The following is a 22,247-nucleotide window of genomic DNA, read 5'->3' on the forward strand; positions in this document are numbered from 1 at the left end:
TTTAAATGACTTACTAACATCTTGTGTTTGTATCATCAAATTACTGTTGTTAATGCAACTAAGTTGCGAAACTATAATATTTGTTTTGTAATTGCAACTTAATTGCATTAAATTTGTTTTATGGGAATTGTAAGAAAAACTAAATCTGTAACCACAGTATTACAAATTTTTGAAGAAAATCAAGAGGCTAAATCGGTTGTAAATCTTATCGAACTTGTTAAGGATAAGATGAATAAAACAACTGTGTATCGTATTTTAGATAGGCTTGAGCAAGATGGAATTATTCATTCCTTTAATGGAAAAGATGGTTTAAAATGGTATGCGAAGTGTAAAGGCTGTTCTGCTGAACATCATACAGATAAACATCCACATTTTCAGTGTACGGAATGTGATAAAGTTGAATGTTTATCTGTAGATATTAAAATTCCGACGATAAAAAATCATAAAGTAGAGTCTACTGATATTCTATTGACCGGACGCTGTGAGGTTTGCAGTGTCTGAGTGTAGTTGAAATCTCTTCGGTATACTATCGGCTCATTATTTATGATGATTCTATGATAAGTTAATAAGACTAAATCCTAAAGTTCTTTTTATAATTTATGCTTTTTAGTGTAAAGCATAGATTAGCCTAATTTTTTAAGCGCATCAATAATTTCATCTGGTTCAGAGCGTGTCCTATAATCTACATTAACGTAATTCCATTTTATAATACCATCCGTATCTACAATAAATGTAGCAGGAATCGGTAAAACATTAGCATTGCCATTATTAATTTTCTTTAAATCGAGTCCTCGATCAACGCGCATATGCTCCATTAAAAATTCTGGAACTTCCCAAGCCACACCATATTGTGAAGCTATCTTTGCGTCTTGGTCAGATAACACTGTAAATGCCATGGTGTTGATTTCATTTTCCGTTAAAGAATCATCCGGCACTTCTGGACTAATAGCCACTAATGTAGTACCTAAATCTTCAATATCACTTAGTTTCGCTTGCAATGCTCTTAATTGTAAGTTGCAATATGGACACCAGCTACCACGATAAAAAGTGACTACAACAGGGCCTTTTTTTAGTAAACCAGACAAAGAAATGAGTTGTCCTTTTGGGTTTGGTAATTCAAAATCGATTGCCTTATCTCCAATTTTTAAGGCATCTTTTCCTTCTTCAAAGGCTTTAGCTTTCTCTATAACAGCATCAACACCTTGCATAAATTCAGGTTTTGCGTTTCGTCCTGCTGCAATTTTAGCGTCGGTTTGTTCTTTTAGTGTTTTCATTTTATGTTTTTAATATATAGTAATTTTTAAATTATCGACTAAAATTCAATTTAGCCATAATCGATTACCTATTATTCGTCCTTAATCTTATTTAACTCCGTATTGTCAGCATTCAACAACACAGCATCTCCAAATCCTAAGGCCTTCAATTTATCTAATTGTGTTTCAGCATCACCAACAATTACATAAATCATTTGATGAGGTTTTATATATTTTTCAGCTAGTGCTTTAATGGCGTCTACGCTTAAATCCTTTACAACTTTTTGGCGTTGTTTGGCATAATCGTCTGCATAACCATAATTACTAATGTTACTCAACATGTTTAATTTAGAACCTAAGGTTTCAAACGCTCGAGCACTACTTTTTAAAGTGAATCCTTTTGTGATTTCTAAGTCACTTTCATTATAATTTGTGCCGTAATTTTCTAGAATTTCTTTTACTAAAGCCGTAGACTCATAGGTAACATTCGTGCGAACAGAACTGCTAATTGAGAATTCACCTGCATTAGAGTCACCATCAAATCTAGAACGAATTCCATAGGTATAGCCTTTGGCTTCACGTAATTCTTGGGTTAATTGCGAAGCAAAACTACCACCTCCTAATCTGTAATTCATTACGGTAGCTGCATAATAATCAGCATCGGTAGCTTTTAACGACGGATGTCCAAATGTGATAACGGATTGTTTTGCACCTGGTACATCATAAAAATAAACTTTTGAGGTTTCTGGTGTTATTGCTTGTGGTACTTCTGGTATTTCAACTGGTTTAGATGCCCAAGTTGTATTTATAGTTTCTAAAGCGGTTATAACTTGGTTTTCTGAAATGGAACCTACAACGTGTACATTCGTCAGTTTTGGTGTTAATTTAGTCGCATAGAAATCTTGTAAATCTGAAATCGTGATTGCATTTACTGAAGCCTCCGTACCATTATTGTCGTACGCTAAAATGTTATTTTCACCATATATTAATTTTGAAAATTCGTTATCAGCAATGCTGTTTGGGTTTGCTTTTTGACGTTGAATTCTACTTATAGTGCTTTGCTTTAATAAGTTGAATTCGTCTTCATCCCAACGTGGTTCTAAAAGGATTTCAGTGACTAAAGCCATAGTGTCATCAAAGTGTTTGGCTAGGGTAGTTCCTGAAATCGTAACACTATTATCAGTCGCATAACTGTAAATTTGAGCCCCTAAACTTTCAATTGCATTTTCTAAGGCTTCTGGTGTTTTGTTTTTAGTGCCTTTGGTCATTAAATTAGCCATAAGATTTGACACTCCAACGTTATCAATATCTTCTAAAAGTAAACCTCCTTTTATTTCTATTTCAAACTCTACTAAGGGAACCTCTGTATTTTCAATACCTAACACTTTAATACCAGAATCTAAGTCGCGTTTCCATACTGTAGGAATTACCAAATCTGGACTTTTACCATATGCTGGTTCTACAGATCTATCAAAACTACTTGGTGTTTTTTCGTATTCTGCTGCAAGACTAGCATCAAACGTATCTTCTGCTCCTTCTATAATTTCCTCTTCCACAACCGTCGCTAATTGGGAATCCTCTAATATTAAATCTGTTTGACCTTTTGGGACAAAGCTAGTCGCAATAAAATTCTGATCTTTAATATAAGTATTGTAAACGCGCATCACATCTTCAGGAGTTACCGCCAAAATATTTTTCACATCTTGATTTATAAATCCAGGATCTCCTGCAAAAATTTCATATTGTGCCAACTGAAAGCCTTTGCCTAAAACACTAGATAATCCGCTGTAAAACTCTGTTTCTTGTCCGGCTTTAATTCGATTTAGATCGGTTTCGGAAATACCATTCAATTCAAATTCTTTAAAGCCTTCATTGATACCATTAGCTACGGTGTTTAAATTGGTTTGGTCGAATGCTGTAATATTAAGCATTAATTGTCCGGCAATTTCAGAAGAATATTGATACATTCTAACATTGCTTGTCAATTGTTGATTTTCAACCAAAACTTTATATAATGGTGCTTTTTTACCTTCAGTTAAATATTGCGATAATACGGTTAGTGCATAGGTGTCTGGATGATATTCATATACCGTTGGCCAAGTCATTGTTAATCTAGGAGCTCGCGCAAAATTATCTTCGTAAAACAAGCGTTTAGACCATTTTAAAGTCACAGGTTGCTTTTCCATAGCAGGAATAGCTTCTCCTTTTGGAATTTCATCAAAATACTTTTTTACCCAGGCTTTGGTTTGCGTGACATCAATATCTCCAGCAATGGTTAAGGTGACGTTATTTGGCACATACCAACGTTTGTAAAACTCTTTAACATCATCTAATGTCGCATTTTGTAAATCCTCTAAAGATCCGATAACTTCCCAGCTGTAGGGATGACCTTCAGGGTATAAATTGCTATTAATTACACCTGCATTAAAACCATAAGGTTGGTTGTCTACACGCTGACGTTTTTCATTTTTAACCACTTGTTTTTCTTTTGCCAGAACAGGTTCTGTAACTGTATTTATAAAATAACCGAGTTTGTCGGCTTCGGCCCAAATCATTTTTTCTAAAGCATCTTTTGGTACGGTTTGAAAGTAATTGGTACGATCACGACTTGTAGAACCATTAGCACCAGAACCGCCAATACGTGCGCTCATTTGGTCTAAGCCACCTTTTCCAAGGTTTTCAGATTCTAAGAATAGAAGGTGCTCAAATAAATGTGCAAATCCTGTTCTTCCTTCTTTTTCTCTTGCGGAACCCACATGAGCAGTTAAAGCTACAGCAGCAACAGGGTCAGATTTATCGACATGAAGAATAACTTGTAAGCCGTTATCTAAAGTAAATTTTTCGAACGCTACTTTAAATTCAGGTTCCGTTGCTTTGATCTCGTTTTGTTTGCAAGACCATATTGTAAAAAGCACTAATAAGGCTAGAAATATTGATTTGATGTATTTCATAATTAAGTATTTGAGTGATAATGTATATATGATCTGTTGGCTTCAACCGAAGCTTAATCTTGTTAAATTTTAGTTTTAGCAATAGTTTGAATTATAATTCATAAGCGTTGTTGTTCACCATAAATATTGAATTGACAAAAAACAATTTACCGTTTTCCCAAAAGCTTCTAAAAAGAGGATTGTCGACCATATAAATAAAACTACCATTTCCCATGGTTTCTTCGCCAAAAACTAAAGTCTGGTCTAAGTTTTTTACGGCATTTTGGCCAGCAAAACCAGAATAGACTTTGGTGTCATTTAAGTAAGCTACATTATAGCCACTATCTAATAAGTTGTATGCAGAACTGCCTAACTTCAATGTAAAATAGTTGTCTTCATAACCAAAAGCCATTGGATGTGTGTTATCTACTTTGGCATTAAAAATAGCTCCAGTAATTAAATTATTACTGTATTCGCGTTCGCGATCGGCATAAGGAGTGAGGTTATCTTTTTGGTCATCATCATCTTCAGAATCTTTATAGCTTAAACTAAAGCCATCTTTCCCTGCAAAACTTCTTAATGCTCCATCTATAGCAATGACTTTTCCTCCTGCACGCACCCATTCTTTAAGTTTGGTCATGTTGTCTTCCGATAGTACTTTTCTATAATTACCATTTGGTAGAATTAAAACGTTGTATTTATTTAAGTTGGTATTACTAAAATCATCTGTGTTAATTGAGGTGACTGGGTAATGTAATTGTTGCTCAAAGAAATGCCAAATCTCACCATAATTTAACGATGATGTACCATCACCTGAGAGCACAGCAATTTTTTGTTGGTTAACTAGTTTAATGTCTGGTGAGCCAATATCTGGTGTTTTTTGAGAAAATCCAGAAGTAATTTCTGTTAATGGATGCGCATGCTCTTGTGCAATACCATTTAATTTTGAAACCATTTTTTCAATATGCTTATTGTCGCCTTTAGTGATAATTAAAGAACCACGACCAAAGGTTTTATCATTAGAAGAAAATGGCTTTTCTGTAAAACGCACCTTAAAATCTTGTTTTAATAATGCTGCTAAAAACTGAGCATCTTCCATAGAGTCCCATTTACTCACATAACCGTAAGCATCGTTTAAAACCTGAAGCGATTTTTTACTCGCCATTGTATTACTGCTCACTTTAGATGTGGTAGCAATAGCATCCAATCCATAAGCATAAGGCAGTGACCAAGCTGTAATATCATAGGTCAATGAGTCCGAAAGTAATGTGTTGGGTTCAAACAGAACCTTAACCATTTTGCCTTTTGGTTGGTTAGAATGTACCACCAAAGCATTACTGTCTACATTGAAACTACCTTGTTCACCCGTCGCATAATGGTAGCCAGATACTTTTGAACTTGTCGCATTTTCAAATGCAATTTGATGTTTGTTTAATAACGTTTTCAAGCTGCTCAGTTTGTCTTCATTACCTTTTAAAACGTAGCTTTTATATTTTAGATTGGCATTATTAAAAAACTTTTTAAACTCAGTATTTAATTGTTTGGCGTTTTTTGAAGCCATTTCCACTGTAGAAATTCCTGTGGTGGTATGATGTGTTAAGCGTTCTACCAAAGTCAAAACATGGCCTTCGTCATTTAAAATTCCCAAACCTGCCATACCATGACCACCTTGTTCGTAAGTCATGCCCATAGCGCCCATAAAAGTTGGGTAGGTATCACCATAACTCGGATACAATAAATCAAAACGTTCTCTAGTAAAAAATAACCAGCCTTCAGCATCAAAATATTTGGCATGATTTTGTCCTATTTGCGTCTGAAAATCACGTTGCCAATCTGTTATAATTTCATGAAACGGTTCTGCAGCAGGAGCAAAATAATACGGTTCGTTAATACCTTGCTCATGAAAATCGACATGCACATGCGGCATCCATTTGTTATAAACCTCTAAACGCTGTTCTGTCTCAACTTGTGTGGCCCAAACCCAGTCTCTATTTAAATCAAAAAGGTAATGGTTTGGTCGTCCGCCTGGCCAAGGTTCGTTGTGTTCACTAGCTTGTTTGTCTATGTCATAAGGTGTACTTGCAGTTTCATTATACCAATTGATATAACGGTCTCTACCATCCGGATTTACACTGGGGTCAATAATTACAATCGTATTATTTAGTAAATCTTGTTCTTCAGATAGCAATTTGTAAAGAGTAAGCATTGCAGCTTCAGAACTAGACGCTTCGTTGCCATGTACATTATAACTCAGCCAAACTATAGCCGTATCTGTAGCTGTTGGTTCGCCATCTAATAAGCCGGCGTTTTTTAGGTTGTTTTCTCTTATGGTCTCAAGATTTTTCATGTTAGCTTCACTAGTTACAAAAGCTAAATACATGTTTCTACGTTCATTGGTTTTTCCGTAGTTAACCAATTTTACTTGATTGGGAACAGCAGTTTCAACAGCCTTAAAATAATCAATAACCTGATGATTTCTACTAAATTGTGTTCCAATGTCGTAACCTAAAACGTCATTAGGAGATGGAATAGTTTGTGCTGATGTTAAGGATAGACTACCAAAAACGACCAATAGAACGAAGACTAATTTTTGCATTTAATTTAAAATTAAGGTTGTAAGCTAGTAAAGATAGGTAGTGCAACTGAATTAACTAAAAATTAGCAGATAAAAAATTGAAGAGCCTTATATTTATGCCGAATTTATGATTTGTTATTTTACAATTATAAAAATAACGTCTGTTCGAGTGAATACTATGATTGCAATGAATAGAATTTGTCTCGAGAACTTTAATTTCAATTAGAGATAAGTTCTCGGTACGATTTTAAAAGAATATTACTCGAACTGACGTCGAATAGAAATTTTGATTTTATAAATGAATTCCAAACCAACCATCCACTATATTCCGTTTAAGGATACCAATTATTTCTCAGATTTTATATGTGATTATCTCGCAGAAAAACCGGAATTAGAAGCCTTTTACCATCGTTTTCCAAAGCTTGAAAATTTTGAAGCTCAGATAAAAGAGAAGTCTGCATCGTTCAAAACTGAAACGAGAACTGTATTAACGGAAGTTTTAAAACTGCAATACAAAAACCTTAATCTTTCAGATGTAACGTCAAAAAATATTGAAAATTTACATCTAGAAAATACCTTCACCATTACCACAGGGCATCAATTAAACCTGTTTACTGGACCATTGTATTTCTTGTACAAAATTATTTCAACTATAAATTTAACAAAGCAATTAAAAGCCGCATATCCAAACTATAATTTTGTGCCCATCTATTGGATGGCCTCAGAAGACCATGATTTTGAAGAAATCAATTACTTCAATTTTAAAGGAAAAAAGATTCAGTGGAACTCTAACCAAACAGGAGCTGTCGGTCATTTTAATACGGAAGGATTAGACGATGTTTTTAATATTATTTCTTTAGAATTTGGAGAAGGTAAAAACGCAGAACAATTAAAAACATGGTTCAAGGAAGCGTATTTAAAACATCATAATTTAGCAGATGCGACACGCTATTTAGCCAACGAATTGTTTGGCGAACACGGATTAGTGATTTTAGATGCTGACGATAGGGCATTAAAACGTTTGTTTATTCCACAGATGCAAAAAGAAATGCTAGAACAAAGAGCATTTAAAACGGTATCTGAAACCAATAAGAAATTAGAAGCCTTAGATTTAAAAATTCAGGTGAATCCAAGAGAAATAAATCTATTCTATATAAAAGATGGTTTGCGCGAACGTATTGTTGAAATGGATGGAGTGTTTTCAGTGCTTGATACTGATATGTCTTGGAGCAAGAGTGAGCTACTAGAACACCTCGATGAGGAGCCAGAACGATTTTCTCCAAACGTAATTATGAGACCGTTATATCAAGAAGTTATTCTACCGAACCTTTGCTACATTGGTGGTGGAGGTGAAATGATTTATTGGTTACAATTAAAATCTAATTTTGAAGCGCAGAATGTCACATTTCCGATGTTGCTATTGAGAAATTCAGCGTTAATAAAAACAACGAAGCAAGCCGAAAAGCTAGAAAGTTTAAATATTTCTGACCAAGATTTATTTTTAAATAGACACTCGTTTATTAACAAAAAAGTTAGAAAAATTTCGAATATAGATATTGATTTTTCAGATCAAATAGCACATTTAGAAGCTCAGTTTAAATCCCTTTATGATTTAGCAGAACAAACCGATAAATCATTTTTTGGTGCCGTAAAAGCACAAGAAGTCAAACAATTGAATGGCTTAAAACATCTTGAAAAACGATTACTACAAGCACAAAAGCGAAAATTAGCAGATCAAATTAGCCGTTGTACAGAATTACAAGAGCAATTGTTTCCTAATCAAAGTTTACAAGAAAGAAATACTAATTTTTCGGAATTATATTTAGAATTTGGAGACCAATTAATTCCTGAAATACTAAAAGCCTTAGAACCTTTAAAAGGTGAATTCCTAATATTAAATTTAAAATAGTCAATGCATCATATTGATATTGAGTTAATTGAAATGACATTAGATGTCATGAAATATGTCATCGGTAGAGTTTCTGCAACAGAACATGAAATAGGCAAACCTAAAAAAGCTGAAGAATTAAAAGCAATAGTAGGCGAAACCGTAACGCCAAAAGGTGTGGGTGGAGAATATGCTTTTAATCTGTGGAAAGCACATTTAGCAAAAACAAATGTACCAGTAGACCATCCTAGGAATTTAGCATTTGTACCAGCGTCGCCAACGAAGGCTGCTATTATGTTCGACTTAATAACGTCGGCATCAAGTATACATGGTGCGTATTGGATGGAAGGTGCCGGAGGTATTTTTTGTGAAAATGAAGCTATGAAATGGATTGTGTCCTTAACAGGTTTACCAGAAGGTGCTTTTGGTGTGTTTACAAGTGGAGGTACAGCAGCCAATTTATCAGCGATAGTAACTGCTAGAGAGCATTGGCGAGAAAATCCGGAATTTAAAAGAGAAAAGGGTTTAATAATAACATCCTTAGGTGCACATTCTTCCATAAAATCTATGGCTAAAGTGGCCGATGTTGATATACTTTTGGTAGATTCTGAAGAACATTTAACAGGTGATGCACTAAAAGAAACTATTGCAACTTTAACAGAACATCAACGTAAATGTTTATTTGCTGTTGTGGCAACTGGTGGAACAACAAATGCAGGTATTATTGATGAGTTAGATAGCATTGCTGCGGTTTGCGAAGCTGAGAATTTATGGTTTCATGTCGATGCAGCTTATGGAGGAGGGGCTTTGGTGGCTGATTCGGTTCGACATTTATTTAAAGGTATCGAAAAAGCAGATAGTATTACCATAGATCCCCATAAATGGATGTTTTCACCTTACGATTGTGGTGCGGTTATTTACAAGAATATGGAATTGGCAAAAAATGCCCATTCGCAACAAGGATCATATCTCGAAATCTTTAAAGATGAAGGCGCTCACGGTTTTAATCCAACCGATTATCAAATTCAATTAACACGAAGAGTGAGAGGCTTACCATTATGGTTCTCATTAGCAACTCATGGTACCGACCGTTATAAGGAAGCTGTAGAACGTGGTTTAGAATTAGCACAAATTGCAGGAAGACTCATTGAAGCGCATCCAAAATTAGAATTGGTTAGAGAGCCAAGCTTATCTTGTGTATTATACCGAAGAATAGGTTGGAAGCCGGAAGATTATACACATTGGACTTATGAAAATCATGAAAAAGGATTTGCTTTAGTCACACCTACCAAATGGAAAAATGGTGATACTTACGAAACGTGTTCGCGTTTTTGTTTTATAAATCCAGATACAACGGAGAAGGATATTGCAATGATTTTGGCGACTATGGAATAAGTACATTTAGAAATTGGATGATTAACATGAAATATAATCATAACGCTGCTCTTATAATTGGTAACACATTTGGTATTAAAAAGCAAGGTATTATTAGCTTAAAATAGGTGATTATTTATTTATGTTTTTTAATTGATAAAAATTGCTATTTGTCTGATGATTAGATGTTTCGTCGAAAAAAATAGCAGTTGAACTCAATAAAGTTTGAATTACATTTTAAACGCTTTTATTTATAGCGCTATTAATGAAAACTTTATACCATATGAATTTCTTTTCAATCAAGAAAAGCAAAATTTCTATTTTGTTTTTTGGACTCTCAATTTTTACAATTTTTGGTGTTTCACCTTATTTTTTTGGACCAGGACTTACGCAACCGGAAGCTGTTGGGACATTTTTAAATGGAAATTTTCCAGATGTGACCGCGTCTGCGAATCCATATCAACCAGTCTTTCCAAATCTAACATTTAATTCACCTTTAACATTTACTACGGTTCCAAATAGTAATACGTTGATTATTGGTCAGCAAAATGGTGAAATTTATTCATTTGAGAATGATAATGCAGTGACTACAAAAAACCTCGTCGCAGATTTATCTAACGAAGTTGGAGTTGTTTGGGATGGTGGATTTTTAGGCTTAGAAATTCATCCTGAATTTGGAACACCTGGGAAAAATTATATTTACACCTATTATACGTCCAAAGATGAAAATGGTAATGATTATCCAGATGCCTTTGTGAGTGGTTTTGGCTGCTATAGAGAGGATTATTGGGGTGGGTTTTCATATTTAAGACGCTATGAAGTAGATCCAGTAACATTTACAGTTGTTCCAGGGTCAGAACTAACTATGATTAAGATTAGAATGTTCAGTAGTAGTCATCGTGGTGGAGCCTTAGAGTTCGGTGATGATGGATTTTTATATCTAACAACGGGCGAGCAGTCTGCCTATACAAAATCGCAAAATATTACAACGAATTTAGATGGTGGTGTTTTACGTTTGGATGTTGATCAAGACCCAACAAAAAGTCATAATCCTATTAGAACCTTAAATTCAGGCCGATTTAATGACGAAATATCTGGTGTTGGTTATGGAATTCCTAATGACAATCCATTTTTAAGTCCTTTGGGTGATAATTTTGAGGAATATTACTCTATTGGGCATAGAAATCCCCATAGAATTAGCAAAGATGCATTAACGGGTACAATGTATATTGGCGAAGTTGGTGCTGGTACACATGAAGAAGTTAACATTCTTAGTAAAGGTAAAAATTACGGATGGCCTATTTATGAAGGAAATGTAGCAGGACCAGGTGTAAATTGTGGAGCGCCAGATGATGGTATGTATAATGATATGGCACATGAAGGTCCTTTAGTGGCCTTTCCGCGTGCTGAAGCTAATGCCTTAATGGGTGGGTTTGTCTATAGAGGAACCGCTATGCCAGAATATTATGGTAAATATATATGTGCAGATTACGGAATTGGTGAAGAAATTTGGGTTGTTGATATCAATACAGGAACTTATGAACTTATAACAGCATTTTCACCAACCAACATCATATCTTTTGGTGAGGATAATCAAGGAGAACTTTACTTGCTAAGTCAAGGGAATAATGTTTCACTTTACAAAATGACTCAAGTCAATGGCTCACCACTTGATAATGTCCCTGAATTACTTTCAGAGACAGGAGCATTTCAAGATTTAGCAACTTTAACTCCAAGTTCAGGGGTGCTACCATATGAGTTAGTAGAATCATTTTGGTCTGATGGTGCTGAGAAAAAACGATGGATGGTAATTCCAAATGATGGAACACATAATACTCCAGACGAAAAAATCAGCTTCTCTGAAGATGGAGATTGGGAATTTCCTGTCGGTTCCGTTCTTATCAAGCATTTTGAATTGCCTATAGATGACTCAAACCCTAGTATAACAAAACGTTTAGAAACGCGTTTTTCGATTAAGGCGAGTACTGGTGATTTTTATTTTTTAACGTATAAATGGAACACTAATCAAACAGATGCCGTTTTATTAGAGTCTGGTTTAGATGAAGCTATTGAAATCACTACAACTGGGGGAACGTCAAGATATCAAACATGGACGTATCCAAGTACTCAAGATTGTATTGCTTGTCATAATCCTGCTACAAATGGTTCAATAGGTCCTAGAACTCGATTTTTAAATTCAAATATTACGTACCCACAAACATCAGTTAATGCAAATCAATTGGTAACTTTAAGTCATTTAGGTATTTTAGATGAAACTATTGATGACACTACAGTTTTAGGCTATCAAACGCATAAGGCAATAGATGATCTTAATGCGAGTTTAGATGAAAGGGCAAGATCTTATTTAGATAACAACTGTGCTTATTGTCATAGACCAGGAGGAACAGGTGAAAGAGCGCAATTCGATTTAAGATTATTTAACTCCTTATTCGATACAGGCCTTATGTATGCAGGAACCAATGAGCCTGTTGATGGATTAGACAGAATAGTTATCGCTGGAGATGCAGAAAACTCCATTCTTTTTCATAGAATTGAAAGTGTTGATCAAACGGTAGCAATGCCACCTGTGGCTAAAAATGAAGTAGATCAGGCAGGAGTAGATCTTATTGAAGCATGGATTGATCAACTTGACCCTAATTATGAGGATCCTACAATTGATGCTTGTACCTATACGATTACTAATGTAGGAAGTGGATTGGTTATGGATATCGCTGGTGTGTCTCAAGCTAATGGTGCGGATGTCCAGCAATGGACTTTTATAGCCGGTGGAAATCAATTCAATCAACAGTTCATGGTTGAACCTGATGGCAACGGGTATTATACGATTAAAGCAGTTCACAGTGGTAAAAATTTAGACGTACAAGCAGCAGGTCAAGATCCAGGAACCAATGTGATACAATATCAAGGGAATGGTACAAATGCCCAATTATATTCATTCGAATACCTAGGAAATAATCAGTATGCCATAAAAAGTAAAGTGAACAATCTCTATTTAGGAATAGAGAATGGCTCACTTAATAATGGTGGCAGTGTTAAAACCTATGTAGATGATGGTACTGATTTTTTCAAGTGGACATTTACGGCGTTAGAAATTCCTGTAACTGGAGTGGATATATTAGAGGAATCGATAATAGTTCCTACAGGTGAAAATCTTGATTTAACAGCTTCCGTATTGCCTAATAATGCTTGTGACCAAAATATAATATGGTCTTCTAGTGATGAAACAATAGCTTTAGTTGATACTACAGGAAATGTAACAGGAGTAGCTGAAGGGGTTGCTACTATTACAGCAACTGCGGTTGAAGGAGGTTTTACAGATTCTACACTTATAGAAGTTTATAATAATGTCCCAATTAGCACCTCTATTTACACTATTTCCAATGTAGGCAGTAGTTTAGTAATGGATATTGCTAATCAATCTCAAGCTAATTTTACCGATGTTATCCAAGAGCCAGGTGCCTTAGGTGATAATCAGAAATTTATAGTTACGTCTGATGGAAATGGTTATTATACGATAAAAGCCGTTCATAGTAACAAAAATATAGATGTACAAGGTGGAGGTCAAATTTCTGGTACCAATTTGATACAATATGATGATAATGGAACGAATGCCCAATTGTTTTCATTAATATATCTTGGTAATGATATGTATGCTATACAAAGTAAAGTGAACAATCTTTATGCTGGGGTAGAGAATAATTCTTTAGCTAATGGTGCTAGTATTAAGACCTATCCAAATGATGGTACTGATTTTTTTAAGTGGGAATTTACAGATTTAAGTACAACCTATACATTTGATGATAACACTGGTTGGTTCCCAAGTAACCCTATGGGAGTCGCTACTTTATATGATGAGATTATAGTTGAGTCAGGCAATGCAATCATATCTTCTAATACAACATGCGATACTATAATTGTTAATCCTGGTGCTGCACTAACCATTAATAATGGGGTGACATTAACAACTAGTACAACCACTTTAACTTCGACTTCACAATCATATTCTAGTCTAATTGTTGATGGTACTATTGAAGGAACGGTACACTATGAGCGTTTTGTTAATGCTAATTCAGGAGGGAATGATCTTATTTCTCCACCGCTTTCAGGAGAAACTTGGGAAAACTTTTTATTATCTGATGATAATGCAACTGATATATTAAATGACGGAAACAATAATCCAAGAACATATTTATTTGGACCTTTTGATAAAACTACAGATAGCTATCTCACCTATACCGATGCCGTTACAACAACTTTAGAAAGTGGAACAGGTTACAGAGCAGCTACAGTTGCCGGGACCAATTTAACTTTTACAGGTACTGTCCCAACAGCAGCAGTCACAGTAGATATCAGAAATACAGGGGCAACTTATGCCGATTGGAATTTAGTAGGGAATCCGTACCCATCTTATTTAGATATGGAGCTATTTTTAAGTCATGTTTTAGATAATGGCACAAATCCAGCCACAACTAACTTAGGTATCTTAGAAGATGTCTCTGGTATATATGGATATTTGGGTAATGGAGTTTCAAACATTTGGGGAGTTATTACACTGGCTAATGCTTCAGAAAAATTAATGGCACCTGGTCAAGGATTCTTTGTTGCAGCCAACGCAGCGTATCAGGATACTTACGATATTACTTTTGACCCTTCAATGCGAACCATAGGTAACGATGATGATTTTATAGCTGGTCGTAGTTCAGAAGTGTTAACGTTTTTAAAGTTGAATGCCAGTACAGATGCGAACAGTTATGGTACGGAGTTTTATTTTAATGCAAATGCGAGTCGAGGTGCAGACCTTGGATACGATGGTAAAATTTTAGGAGATATCGCACCTAGCTTTGCAATCTACTCCCATTTAGTCGAAGATAATACAGGACTTCCTATGGCTTTACAAGCTTTAAATCCTACAGACTTAGCAAATACAATCATTCCGTTAGGTGTTAATGCAAATCAAGGGGAGCAATTGACATTTAGTATAAGTGAAACTACGTTACCAACTGAAGTAGAGGTTTATTTGGAAGACAATGTCACCAATACTGTCACGTTACTGAATTCAGGAGATTATACACTTACACCAAATACAGATTTAAATGGTACGGGGCGTTTTTATCTTCATTTTTCAACCACGGTGTTATCAGTAGTTGACAATGATTTGGATTATTTACAAATTTATACTACAACGCATCCAAAAACTTTAGTTATTAAAGGAGCGTTAAATGCTGCAACAGAAGTCAATCTATATGATATTCATGGTCGTTTAGTATTAAAACAATCTATAGATCACTTAGATTTGATAAATACTATTGACGTATCAAGAATAGGTACAGGAGTGTATTTTGTTAAAGTATTTAACGAAAGTCAAGTTAAAACACAAAAGCTCATTATTAGATAGATTATAATTAATTTATTGCAATATTAAAAAAGGCTGTCTTTATTAAAGGCAGTTTTTTTTGTACAAAAAGATAAGCGTCTGTTAATTGTTTTAATCTAGGGTTATAGGATATGTAATAATTTGCTTTTCAAGGATCTACTTTTATTAAATACTATGGCTCAATAATGAAAATCAAGTCACACTGAAATAAAAAACCAAGCTAAATAAAATTAATCTAAAAAATCATAAGTCATAAATCGTAAATTCCAAATCAATCCTTATTTTTGCGCATGCAACACAACAAAGTCCTAATATTAGATTTCGGATCGCAATACACACAGCTTATTGCGCGCAGAGTTAGAGAGTTAAACATCTATTGCGAGATTCATCCATTCAATAAAATTCCTTCAGATTCAGATAGTTTTAAAGCTGTTATCTTATCTGGTAGCCCTAATTCAGTGAGAGGAGAAGACGTGCTTCATCCCAACTTAGATGGCATCAGAGGAACAAAACCAATGCTAGCCGTTTGTTATGGAGCTCAATATTTAGCCCATTTTTCTGGTGGTGAGGTTGCGGAATCCAACACACGAGAATATGGAAGAGCAAATTTAAGTTTTGTAAAGCCAGATGAGGATTTCTTTGAAAATATACATGAAGGCAGCCAAGTTTGGATGAGCCATAGTGATACAATTAAGCAATTACCATCTAATGGAGTACTTTTAGCAAGTACAAGTGATGTTGAGAATGCAGCTTACAAAATTGAAGGTGAGCAAACTTACGCTATTCAATTTCACCCAGAAGTGTATCATACTACAGATGGTCATCAGCTGTTAAGTAACTTCTTAATTAAGATTGCAGAGGTTGAACAAGATTGGACACCACAATCTTTTGTTGAAGAAACCGTTGATAGTCTTAAGGAGCAATTAGGAGATGATAAAGTGGTCTTAGGCTTATCTGGTGGAGTAGATTCGTCTGTAGCTGCAATGTTATTGCATAAAGCCATTGGGGAAAACCTCTATTGTATCTTTGTGAATAATGGTTTATTACGAAAAAATGAATTCGAAGATGTTTTACATCAATACGAAGGCATGGGATTAAATGTTAAAGGTGTAGATGCTTCGGCACGCTTTTTGGATGCCCTTAAAGGATTAAGTGATCCAGAGCTTAAAAGAAAAGCAATTGGATCTGCATTTATCGATGTTTTTGATGCGGAAGCCCATTTAATTCAAGATGTAAAATGGTTGGCACAAGGTACTATTTATCCAGATGTGATAGAAAGTGTGTCAGCAACAGGCGGTCCAAGTGCAACTATAAAAAGTCATCATAATGTTGGTGGATTGCCAGACTATATGAAATTGAAAGTTGTAGAGCCACTAAGAGCTTTGTTTAAGGATGAAGTTAGGCGTGTAGGTGCTTCCATGAATATGGATAAACAGTTGTTAGGCCGTCATCCATTCCCTGGTCCAGGATTGGCAATTAGGATTCTTGGAGATCTAACCGCTGAAAAAGTACGTATATTACAAGAAGTAGATGCTATTTTTATAAATAATTTACGCTCTTGGAATTTGTACGATAAAGTATGGCAAGCAGGAGCGATGTTATTACCAGTTAATAGTGTTGGTGTGATGGGGGATGAGCGTACATATGAAAAATGTGTAGCTTTAAGAGCTGTAGAAAGTACAGACGGAATGACAGCAGACTGGGTAAATTTACCGTATGAGTTTTTACAAAAAACATCAAATGAAATTATAAATAAAGTGAAAGGCGTGAATCGAGTTGTATATGATATCAGCTCTAAACCGCCTGCTACTATTGAATGGGAGTAAAAACCTTACACAATTCAGTATCATTATAAAAAAGTAAAATAGATTACATGAAAAACATTTTAGCCATCTTATTAATTGCGTTTTCAATTGTACTTAGTGCTCAAGATTATATTGAGCATACGGTAAAACCAGGTGAAACAATTGAAAGTATAGCTAAAGGTTATTTAGTAACTCCTTTTGATATTTATGCACTTAATCCTGATGCTAAGCGTAAGTTTCAGCCTAATACAGTTTTAATTATTCCTAATTCTAAAGTTAAGAATGACTCTATTGTAGAAGATAGTAGAGAGTTAATAGGTTATAAAGACCATAAAGTAAAACGAAAAGAAACCTTGTACGGCTTAGCGCAAGAATATAATGTCTCTGAAGAAGAAATTAAAAAAGCAAACCGCTCGTTGTATTCTGAAAATCTGAAGAAAGGTGATAAGATTAGAATTCCACGATTTAAAACAGTAGTATCCAAACAAACTTTAACAAATACCGTTAAAAAATATACGGTTCAACCTAAAGACGGAAAGTGGGGAATAGCCTATAAATTCGGAATTACAGTAGCGGATTTAGAAGCACTAAATCCATTTATGAATGAAACTATTCAGCCAGGTGATGAACTAAATGTGCCTAATATACACGATAAGGAAGAAAAAGATATTGAGTCTTCTTTTGGGTATTATGAAGTTTTACCTAAAGAAGGATTTTTTAGATTAAAAATAAAACTCAACTTAACAAAAGAACAGCTCGAAGACTTAAATCCAGAATTAGAAGAATCTGGTTTAAAAGCGGGTATGATTTTAAAAGTACCGGCAGGAGTTGATACGACGAGTGCATTAGAAGCTGTGGCTACTACAAATCTAAAAAGTAGTTTAGTTAATTTTAAGCCTAAAAAAATTGCTTTAATGATGCCTTATCGTCTAGATAAGATTGATGTAGATGCCGTGGAAGAAACCAAAAATATGATTAAAGATAATCGGTTATTATCTACAGTATTGGATTTCCATGTTGGAGTTAAGATGGCATTAGATTCTGCAAAGCTATTAGGGATTTCTACAGATTTAAAGGTTTTTGATACGCGTTACCATATTTCTAAAACAGCAGAAATATTAGCTGAGAATGACTTCTCTGATTATGATGCGGTTATTGGACCCATGGAGGAAAAGAGTTTTAACCGTGTTGCTATGACTTTAAAAGCCTATAATATTCCTGTAATTGCCGCGATGAATAAACCAAAGCAAAGTTACACTAATGTATTTCAGACGTTACCAGATGAAAAGTTGTTGAGTAAAGTGATGATAGATTTTGTGAAAGCCGATAGTCTGAAGACTAAAGTGGTTATCATTTCAGATCATGCACATAAAACGAGTAGTGAAGCTTTACAGAAGGAATTTCCTAATTCTAAATTAATCTTAACACAAAAAGATAAAAAGGATAAAACAAAAGATGCTTATTATGTTTACCATGCTAACCTACAGAATGTGTTTTCTGCTGGGAGAACAATTGTATTTTTAGAAACTGAGAATTCATCCTTGGCATCTAGCGTTATTAGTATGCTAAATGCGTTTGCAGTAGATAAAACTGAAATTGTACTTGCCACGTTAAATAAAGGAAAAGCATTTGAAGGTAAAGATATTGATAACAATAATTTGTCGCATCTTAAATTTCATTACCCATCGGTACATAAAGATTTTGATGAAACAAAATCAAATGGGTTTGTTGAGGCTTACCGAAACGAATATGGTGTGTTACCAAGTAAGTATGTTGCGCGTGGTTTTGATATTACTTTAGATCTTTTGATGCGTTTAGCTTCTGCTGAAAATTTATATGACGCATCAACGGAATCAATAGAAACGGAATATATAGAAAACAAGTTTAGATATAATAAATCACTGTCTGGTGGTTATATAAACGAGGCTGTATATATCGTAAAGTATGAAGACCTTAGAGTTGTAAAGGCAGAATAATTTTTGAAAAACGACTCTTAATAGTCATTTCTTAGTTTTACATCCTATTTAGTATTTTACTAATGAAAAAGATGTTACTTTTAATTAGAAATAATTACTCTTGAAAAACCTACTTATAATTTTAACCTTATTTTTTTTAGGTAGTACTCCAACGGAAGAGGGATCTGTAACTTGGAATGAAACCGCCAAACTTACATGGGCGGACTTTAAAGGTACGCCGAATTCAGAATCTGATGCTGTTGCTTTAACGGCTTCTGGTATTACTTTTGGGTATTCTGTTAAAACATCTGGAGAACGAATAGTTGATTTTACTACTACAGTTGAGGCTCATTTTTATCCAAATAAATCGTGGTATTTAAAAGATAAAGCGAACACTTATATTTTAGCCCATGAGCAGTTACATTTTGATATTACAGAACTTTATGCTCGTCAATTTAGGCAGCAAATAAAAAAGTTGGTCGTGAATCAAAATGTGAAGGAGCAGATGAATAGATTGCATGCTAAAATAAATGAAGCAGTAAATGATATGCAACGACGTTATGATGAGGAAACAGAGCATTCCATGAATAAAGAAATGCAAAAACAATGGGAGGTCACAATACGAAAAGAGCTTAGTAAATTTGATGATTACAAGTCCTTGTAGTTTAATAAATTTGAATTCTTACTATTATTTACACATCACAATCTACTTTTTATCTACATTAAAATTCATTTAAAATGGAATTAGACGGTACAGTTTTAATTGAATTGGCACATTATAAAATGCCATTTGGCAAATACAAAAATCAATATTTAATAGATATACCAGAATATTATTATATCTGGTATCAACAAAAAGGGTTTCCCGAAGGAAAGCTTGGACGCATGATGGCTCAGATGTGCGAAATAAAAATCAATGGTTTAGAAGAATTGATTTATACGATACGTAGAGATTTTAGGAAGTGATGTTTTAAATCTATTTTATTCTTAAGTCTTTTAAGAGGTAAAATGAAGGCATATTATAAACGTAAAATACCGTTTTCCTCTACGGTTATTTTGGATCAGATTAAATCATAAAACTTATTTTATTAAGTCTATCACATTAGTATTTGGTTAAATTATGAGATGTGTAAATATACATGAGCCTTCAAAAGCATTGAGCGCGCGCTTCACAACTATAAGATTATTGAACGCTTTATTTATAATACTTTGGCAATCATTGGTTAAGGGTGTGTGCCTTTTTTAAGTTCCTCAAGAAATAATAACATATTAACAAACGATAAACAAATGGGGAATAACTCATTAAATTTCGTAATTTTGCCTGCGTTTAAAAGCGTATCATGACCACAAACCCTAAGTATATTTTTGTAACAGGAGGCGTGTCTTCTTCTCTCGGAAAAGGCATTATAGCTGCATCTTTGGCTAAACTCCTACAATCACAAGGTTACAGAGCAACCATTCAGAAATTAGATCCATACATTAACATTGATCCTGGAACTTTAAATCCATACGAGCATGGCGAATGCTATGTAACGGATGACGGTGCAGAAACCGATTTAGATTTAGGACATTACGAACGTTTTTTAAACGTTCCAACATCTCAAGCGAATAACGTCACAACAGGACGAATTTACCAAAGCGTTATCGATAAGGAAAGACGTGGTGAGTTTTTAGGAAAAACGGTTCAAGTTATTCCACATATTACTGACGAAATTAAACGTAGAATTCAGATTTTAGGAAATTCTGGTGATTACGACATCGTCATTACAGAAATTGGTGGAACCGTAGGTGATATCGAATCGCTACCATACATTGAAGCTGTAAGACAGTTGGAGTGGGACTTAGGAGAACACAATACCTGTGTTATTCATTTAACATTAGTACCTTACTTATCTGCGGCAGGGGAATTAAAAACGAAACCAACGCAACACAGTGTAAAAACCTTGATGGAGAGTGGAGTACAAGCCGATATTTTGGTATGTAGAACAGAACATCCACTTAATGATGGTATAAAAACTAAATTAGCGCGTTTTTGTAATGTGAAAAAAGAAGCTGTTATAGAATCTATTGACGCTTCTACTATATATGATGTTCCAAATTTAATGCTTGAAGAGGGCTTAGATAAAGTGGTTTTAAATCAGTTGCAACTTAAAAGCGATGTACCCGATTTAAAACGATGGAACGCGTTTTTAAGCCGTCATAAAAATCCTAAAAGTGAAGTCACAATAGGTTTAATTGGTAAGTATGTAGAGCTTCAAGATTCCTATAAGTCTATATTAGAGGCGTTCATTCATGCCGGAGCAGAAAATGAAGTAAAAGTTAATGTTGAACCCATTCATTCGGAATACTTATCAGAAAGTAATATCGAATTTAAACTTGGTCATTTAGATGGAGTTCTAGTAGCACCAGGTTTTGGTGAGCGTGGTATTGAAGGTAAGATTGATGCTGTACGATTTGTACGTGAACAAAATATCCCATTTTTAGGAATTTGTTTAGGAATGCAAATGGCGGTTATAGAATATGCAAGAAACGTACTAAATCTTAAAGATGCGAATTCAGTAGAAATGGATGAGCAGACTCCAGACCCTGTTATTAATTTAATGGAATCGCAAAAAGGTATCGTTAATAAAGGCGGAACAATGCGTTTAGGAACATGGGATTGTAACATCGAAAAAGACAGTATAGCTAATAAAGTTTACAATACTGAAACCATTACTGAACGTCACAGACACCGTTTTGAATTTAATAACGCTTATAAAGCGCAGTTCGAGAAAGCAGGTATGAAAGCTACAGGTCTTAATCCTGAAACAGGATTAGTGGAAATTGTAGAAATTCCTAAAAATGACTGGTTTGTTGGTGTGCAATACCATCCAGAATATAAGAGTACAGTAAAAAATCCACATCCTTTATTTGTGGCATTTGTAGCAGCAACTCTAAAATATAAGAAGAAGAAAAAGTAATAAATAATATGTCACTTTGGCGTAAATGGAATTTTGGATAACTATTTGAGTTATTCAAATGTAGCCACTCAAGACCTGTCAAGTTGAATACACATGACAGGTCTCAAACTGA

At 34.6% G+C, this 22,247-nt stretch carries 12 protein-coding genes; 9 read left to right on the plus strand and 3 right to left on the minus strand.

Features of this window, described 5'->3' with window-relative positions; all coding sequences use genetic code 11:
* The first annotated feature begins 120 nt into the window (after nucleotides 1–120).
* A complete protein-coding gene (locus KO515_RS10010; protein ID WP_215936221.1) occupies nucleotides 121–501 on the plus strand; it encodes a Fur family transcriptional regulator in 381 nt (126 codons plus the stop codon).
* 122 nt (nucleotides 502–623) lie between these two features.
* Here KO515_RS10010 and KO515_RS10015 read toward each other — a convergent pair whose 3' ends face one another.
* From KO515_RS10015 to KO515_RS10025, 3 genes are all read right to left on the minus strand, one after another.
* Nucleotides 624–1,274 (minus strand): peroxiredoxin-like family protein, encoded by a 651-nt coding sequence (locus tag KO515_RS10015; RefSeq protein WP_215936222.1) that lies wholly within the window; start codon nucleotides 1,272–1,274, stop codon nucleotides 624–626.
* A 71-nt stretch (nucleotides 1,275–1,345) separates the two neighbouring features.
* The gene (locus KO515_RS10020) at nucleotides 1,346–4,204 is read right to left on the minus strand and encodes a M16 family metallopeptidase (protein ID WP_215936223.1); all 2,859 of its coding nucleotides are present in this window, start codon (nucleotides 4,202–4,204) and stop codon (nucleotides 1,346–1,348) included.
* Nucleotides 4,205–4,295: 91 nt separating this feature from the next.
* On the minus strand, nucleotides 4,296–6,779 hold the full coding sequence (locus KO515_RS10025) for a M14 family metallopeptidase (protein ID WP_215936224.1): 2,484 nt from the start codon (nucleotides 6,777–6,779) through the stop codon (nucleotides 4,296–4,298).
* A 277-nt stretch (nucleotides 6,780–7,056) separates the two neighbouring features.
* Here KO515_RS10025 and bshC point away from each other — a divergent pair, with 277 nt between their 5' ends.
* The 8 genes from bshC (at nucleotide 7,057) to KO515_RS10065 (ending at nucleotide 22,135) form a co-directional block, all read left to right on the plus strand.
* A complete protein-coding gene (gene bshC / locus KO515_RS10030; RefSeq protein WP_215936225.1) occupies nucleotides 7,057–8,667 on the plus strand; it encodes a bacillithiol biosynthesis cysteine-adding enzyme BshC in 1,611 nt (536 codons plus the stop codon).
* A 3-nt stretch (nucleotides 8,668–8,670) separates the two neighbouring features.
* Nucleotides 8,671–10,041: a pyridoxal phosphate-dependent decarboxylase family protein gene (locus KO515_RS10035; RefSeq protein WP_215936226.1), complete on the plus strand. Its 1,371-nt coding sequence runs from the start codon at nucleotides 8,671–8,673 to the stop codon at nucleotides 10,039–10,041.
* Nucleotides 10,042–10,303: 262 nt separating this feature from the next.
* Nucleotides 10,304–15,436 carry an RICIN domain-containing protein gene (locus tag KO515_RS10040; protein ID WP_215936227.1) on the plus strand — a complete coding sequence of 1,711 codons (5,133 nt, stop codon included), beginning with the start codon at nucleotides 10,304–10,306 and terminating at the stop codon, nucleotides 15,434–15,436.
* A 269-nt stretch (nucleotides 15,437–15,705) separates the two neighbouring features.
* Complete coding sequence (gene guaA, locus KO515_RS10045) at nucleotides 15,706–17,241, plus strand: glutamine-hydrolyzing GMP synthase (RefSeq protein ID WP_215936228.1); 1,536 nt, start codon at nucleotides 15,706–15,708, stop codon at nucleotides 17,239–17,241.
* Between the two features lie 47 nt (nucleotides 17,242–17,288).
* Nucleotides 17,289–19,196: a LysM peptidoglycan-binding domain-containing protein gene (locus KO515_RS10050; protein ID WP_215936229.1), complete on the plus strand. Its 1,908-nt coding sequence runs from the start codon at nucleotides 17,289–17,291 to the stop codon at nucleotides 19,194–19,196.
* Nucleotides 19,197–19,296: 100 nt separating this feature from the next.
* The gene (locus KO515_RS10055) at nucleotides 19,297–19,839 is read left to right on the plus strand and encodes a DUF922 domain-containing protein (protein ID WP_252723835.1); all 543 of its coding nucleotides are present in this window, start codon (nucleotides 19,297–19,299) and stop codon (nucleotides 19,837–19,839) included.
* A gap of 74 nt (nucleotides 19,840–19,913) precedes the next feature.
* Complete coding sequence (locus tag KO515_RS10060; RefSeq protein WP_179319423.1) at nucleotides 19,914–20,141, plus strand: DUF3820 family protein; 228 nt, start codon at nucleotides 19,914–19,916, stop codon at nucleotides 20,139–20,141.
* A 374-nt stretch (nucleotides 20,142–20,515) separates the two neighbouring features.
* Nucleotides 20,516–22,135: a CTP synthase gene (locus KO515_RS10065; protein WP_215936230.1), complete on the plus strand. Its 1,620-nt coding sequence runs from the start codon at nucleotides 20,516–20,518 to the stop codon at nucleotides 22,133–22,135.
* Nucleotides 22,136–22,247 lie beyond the last annotated feature (112 nt).

Source organism: Winogradskyella psychrotolerans, assembly GCF_018860545.1.
GTDB lineage: Bacteria > Bacteroidota > Bacteroidia > Flavobacteriales > Flavobacteriaceae > Winogradskyella > Winogradskyella psychrotolerans_A.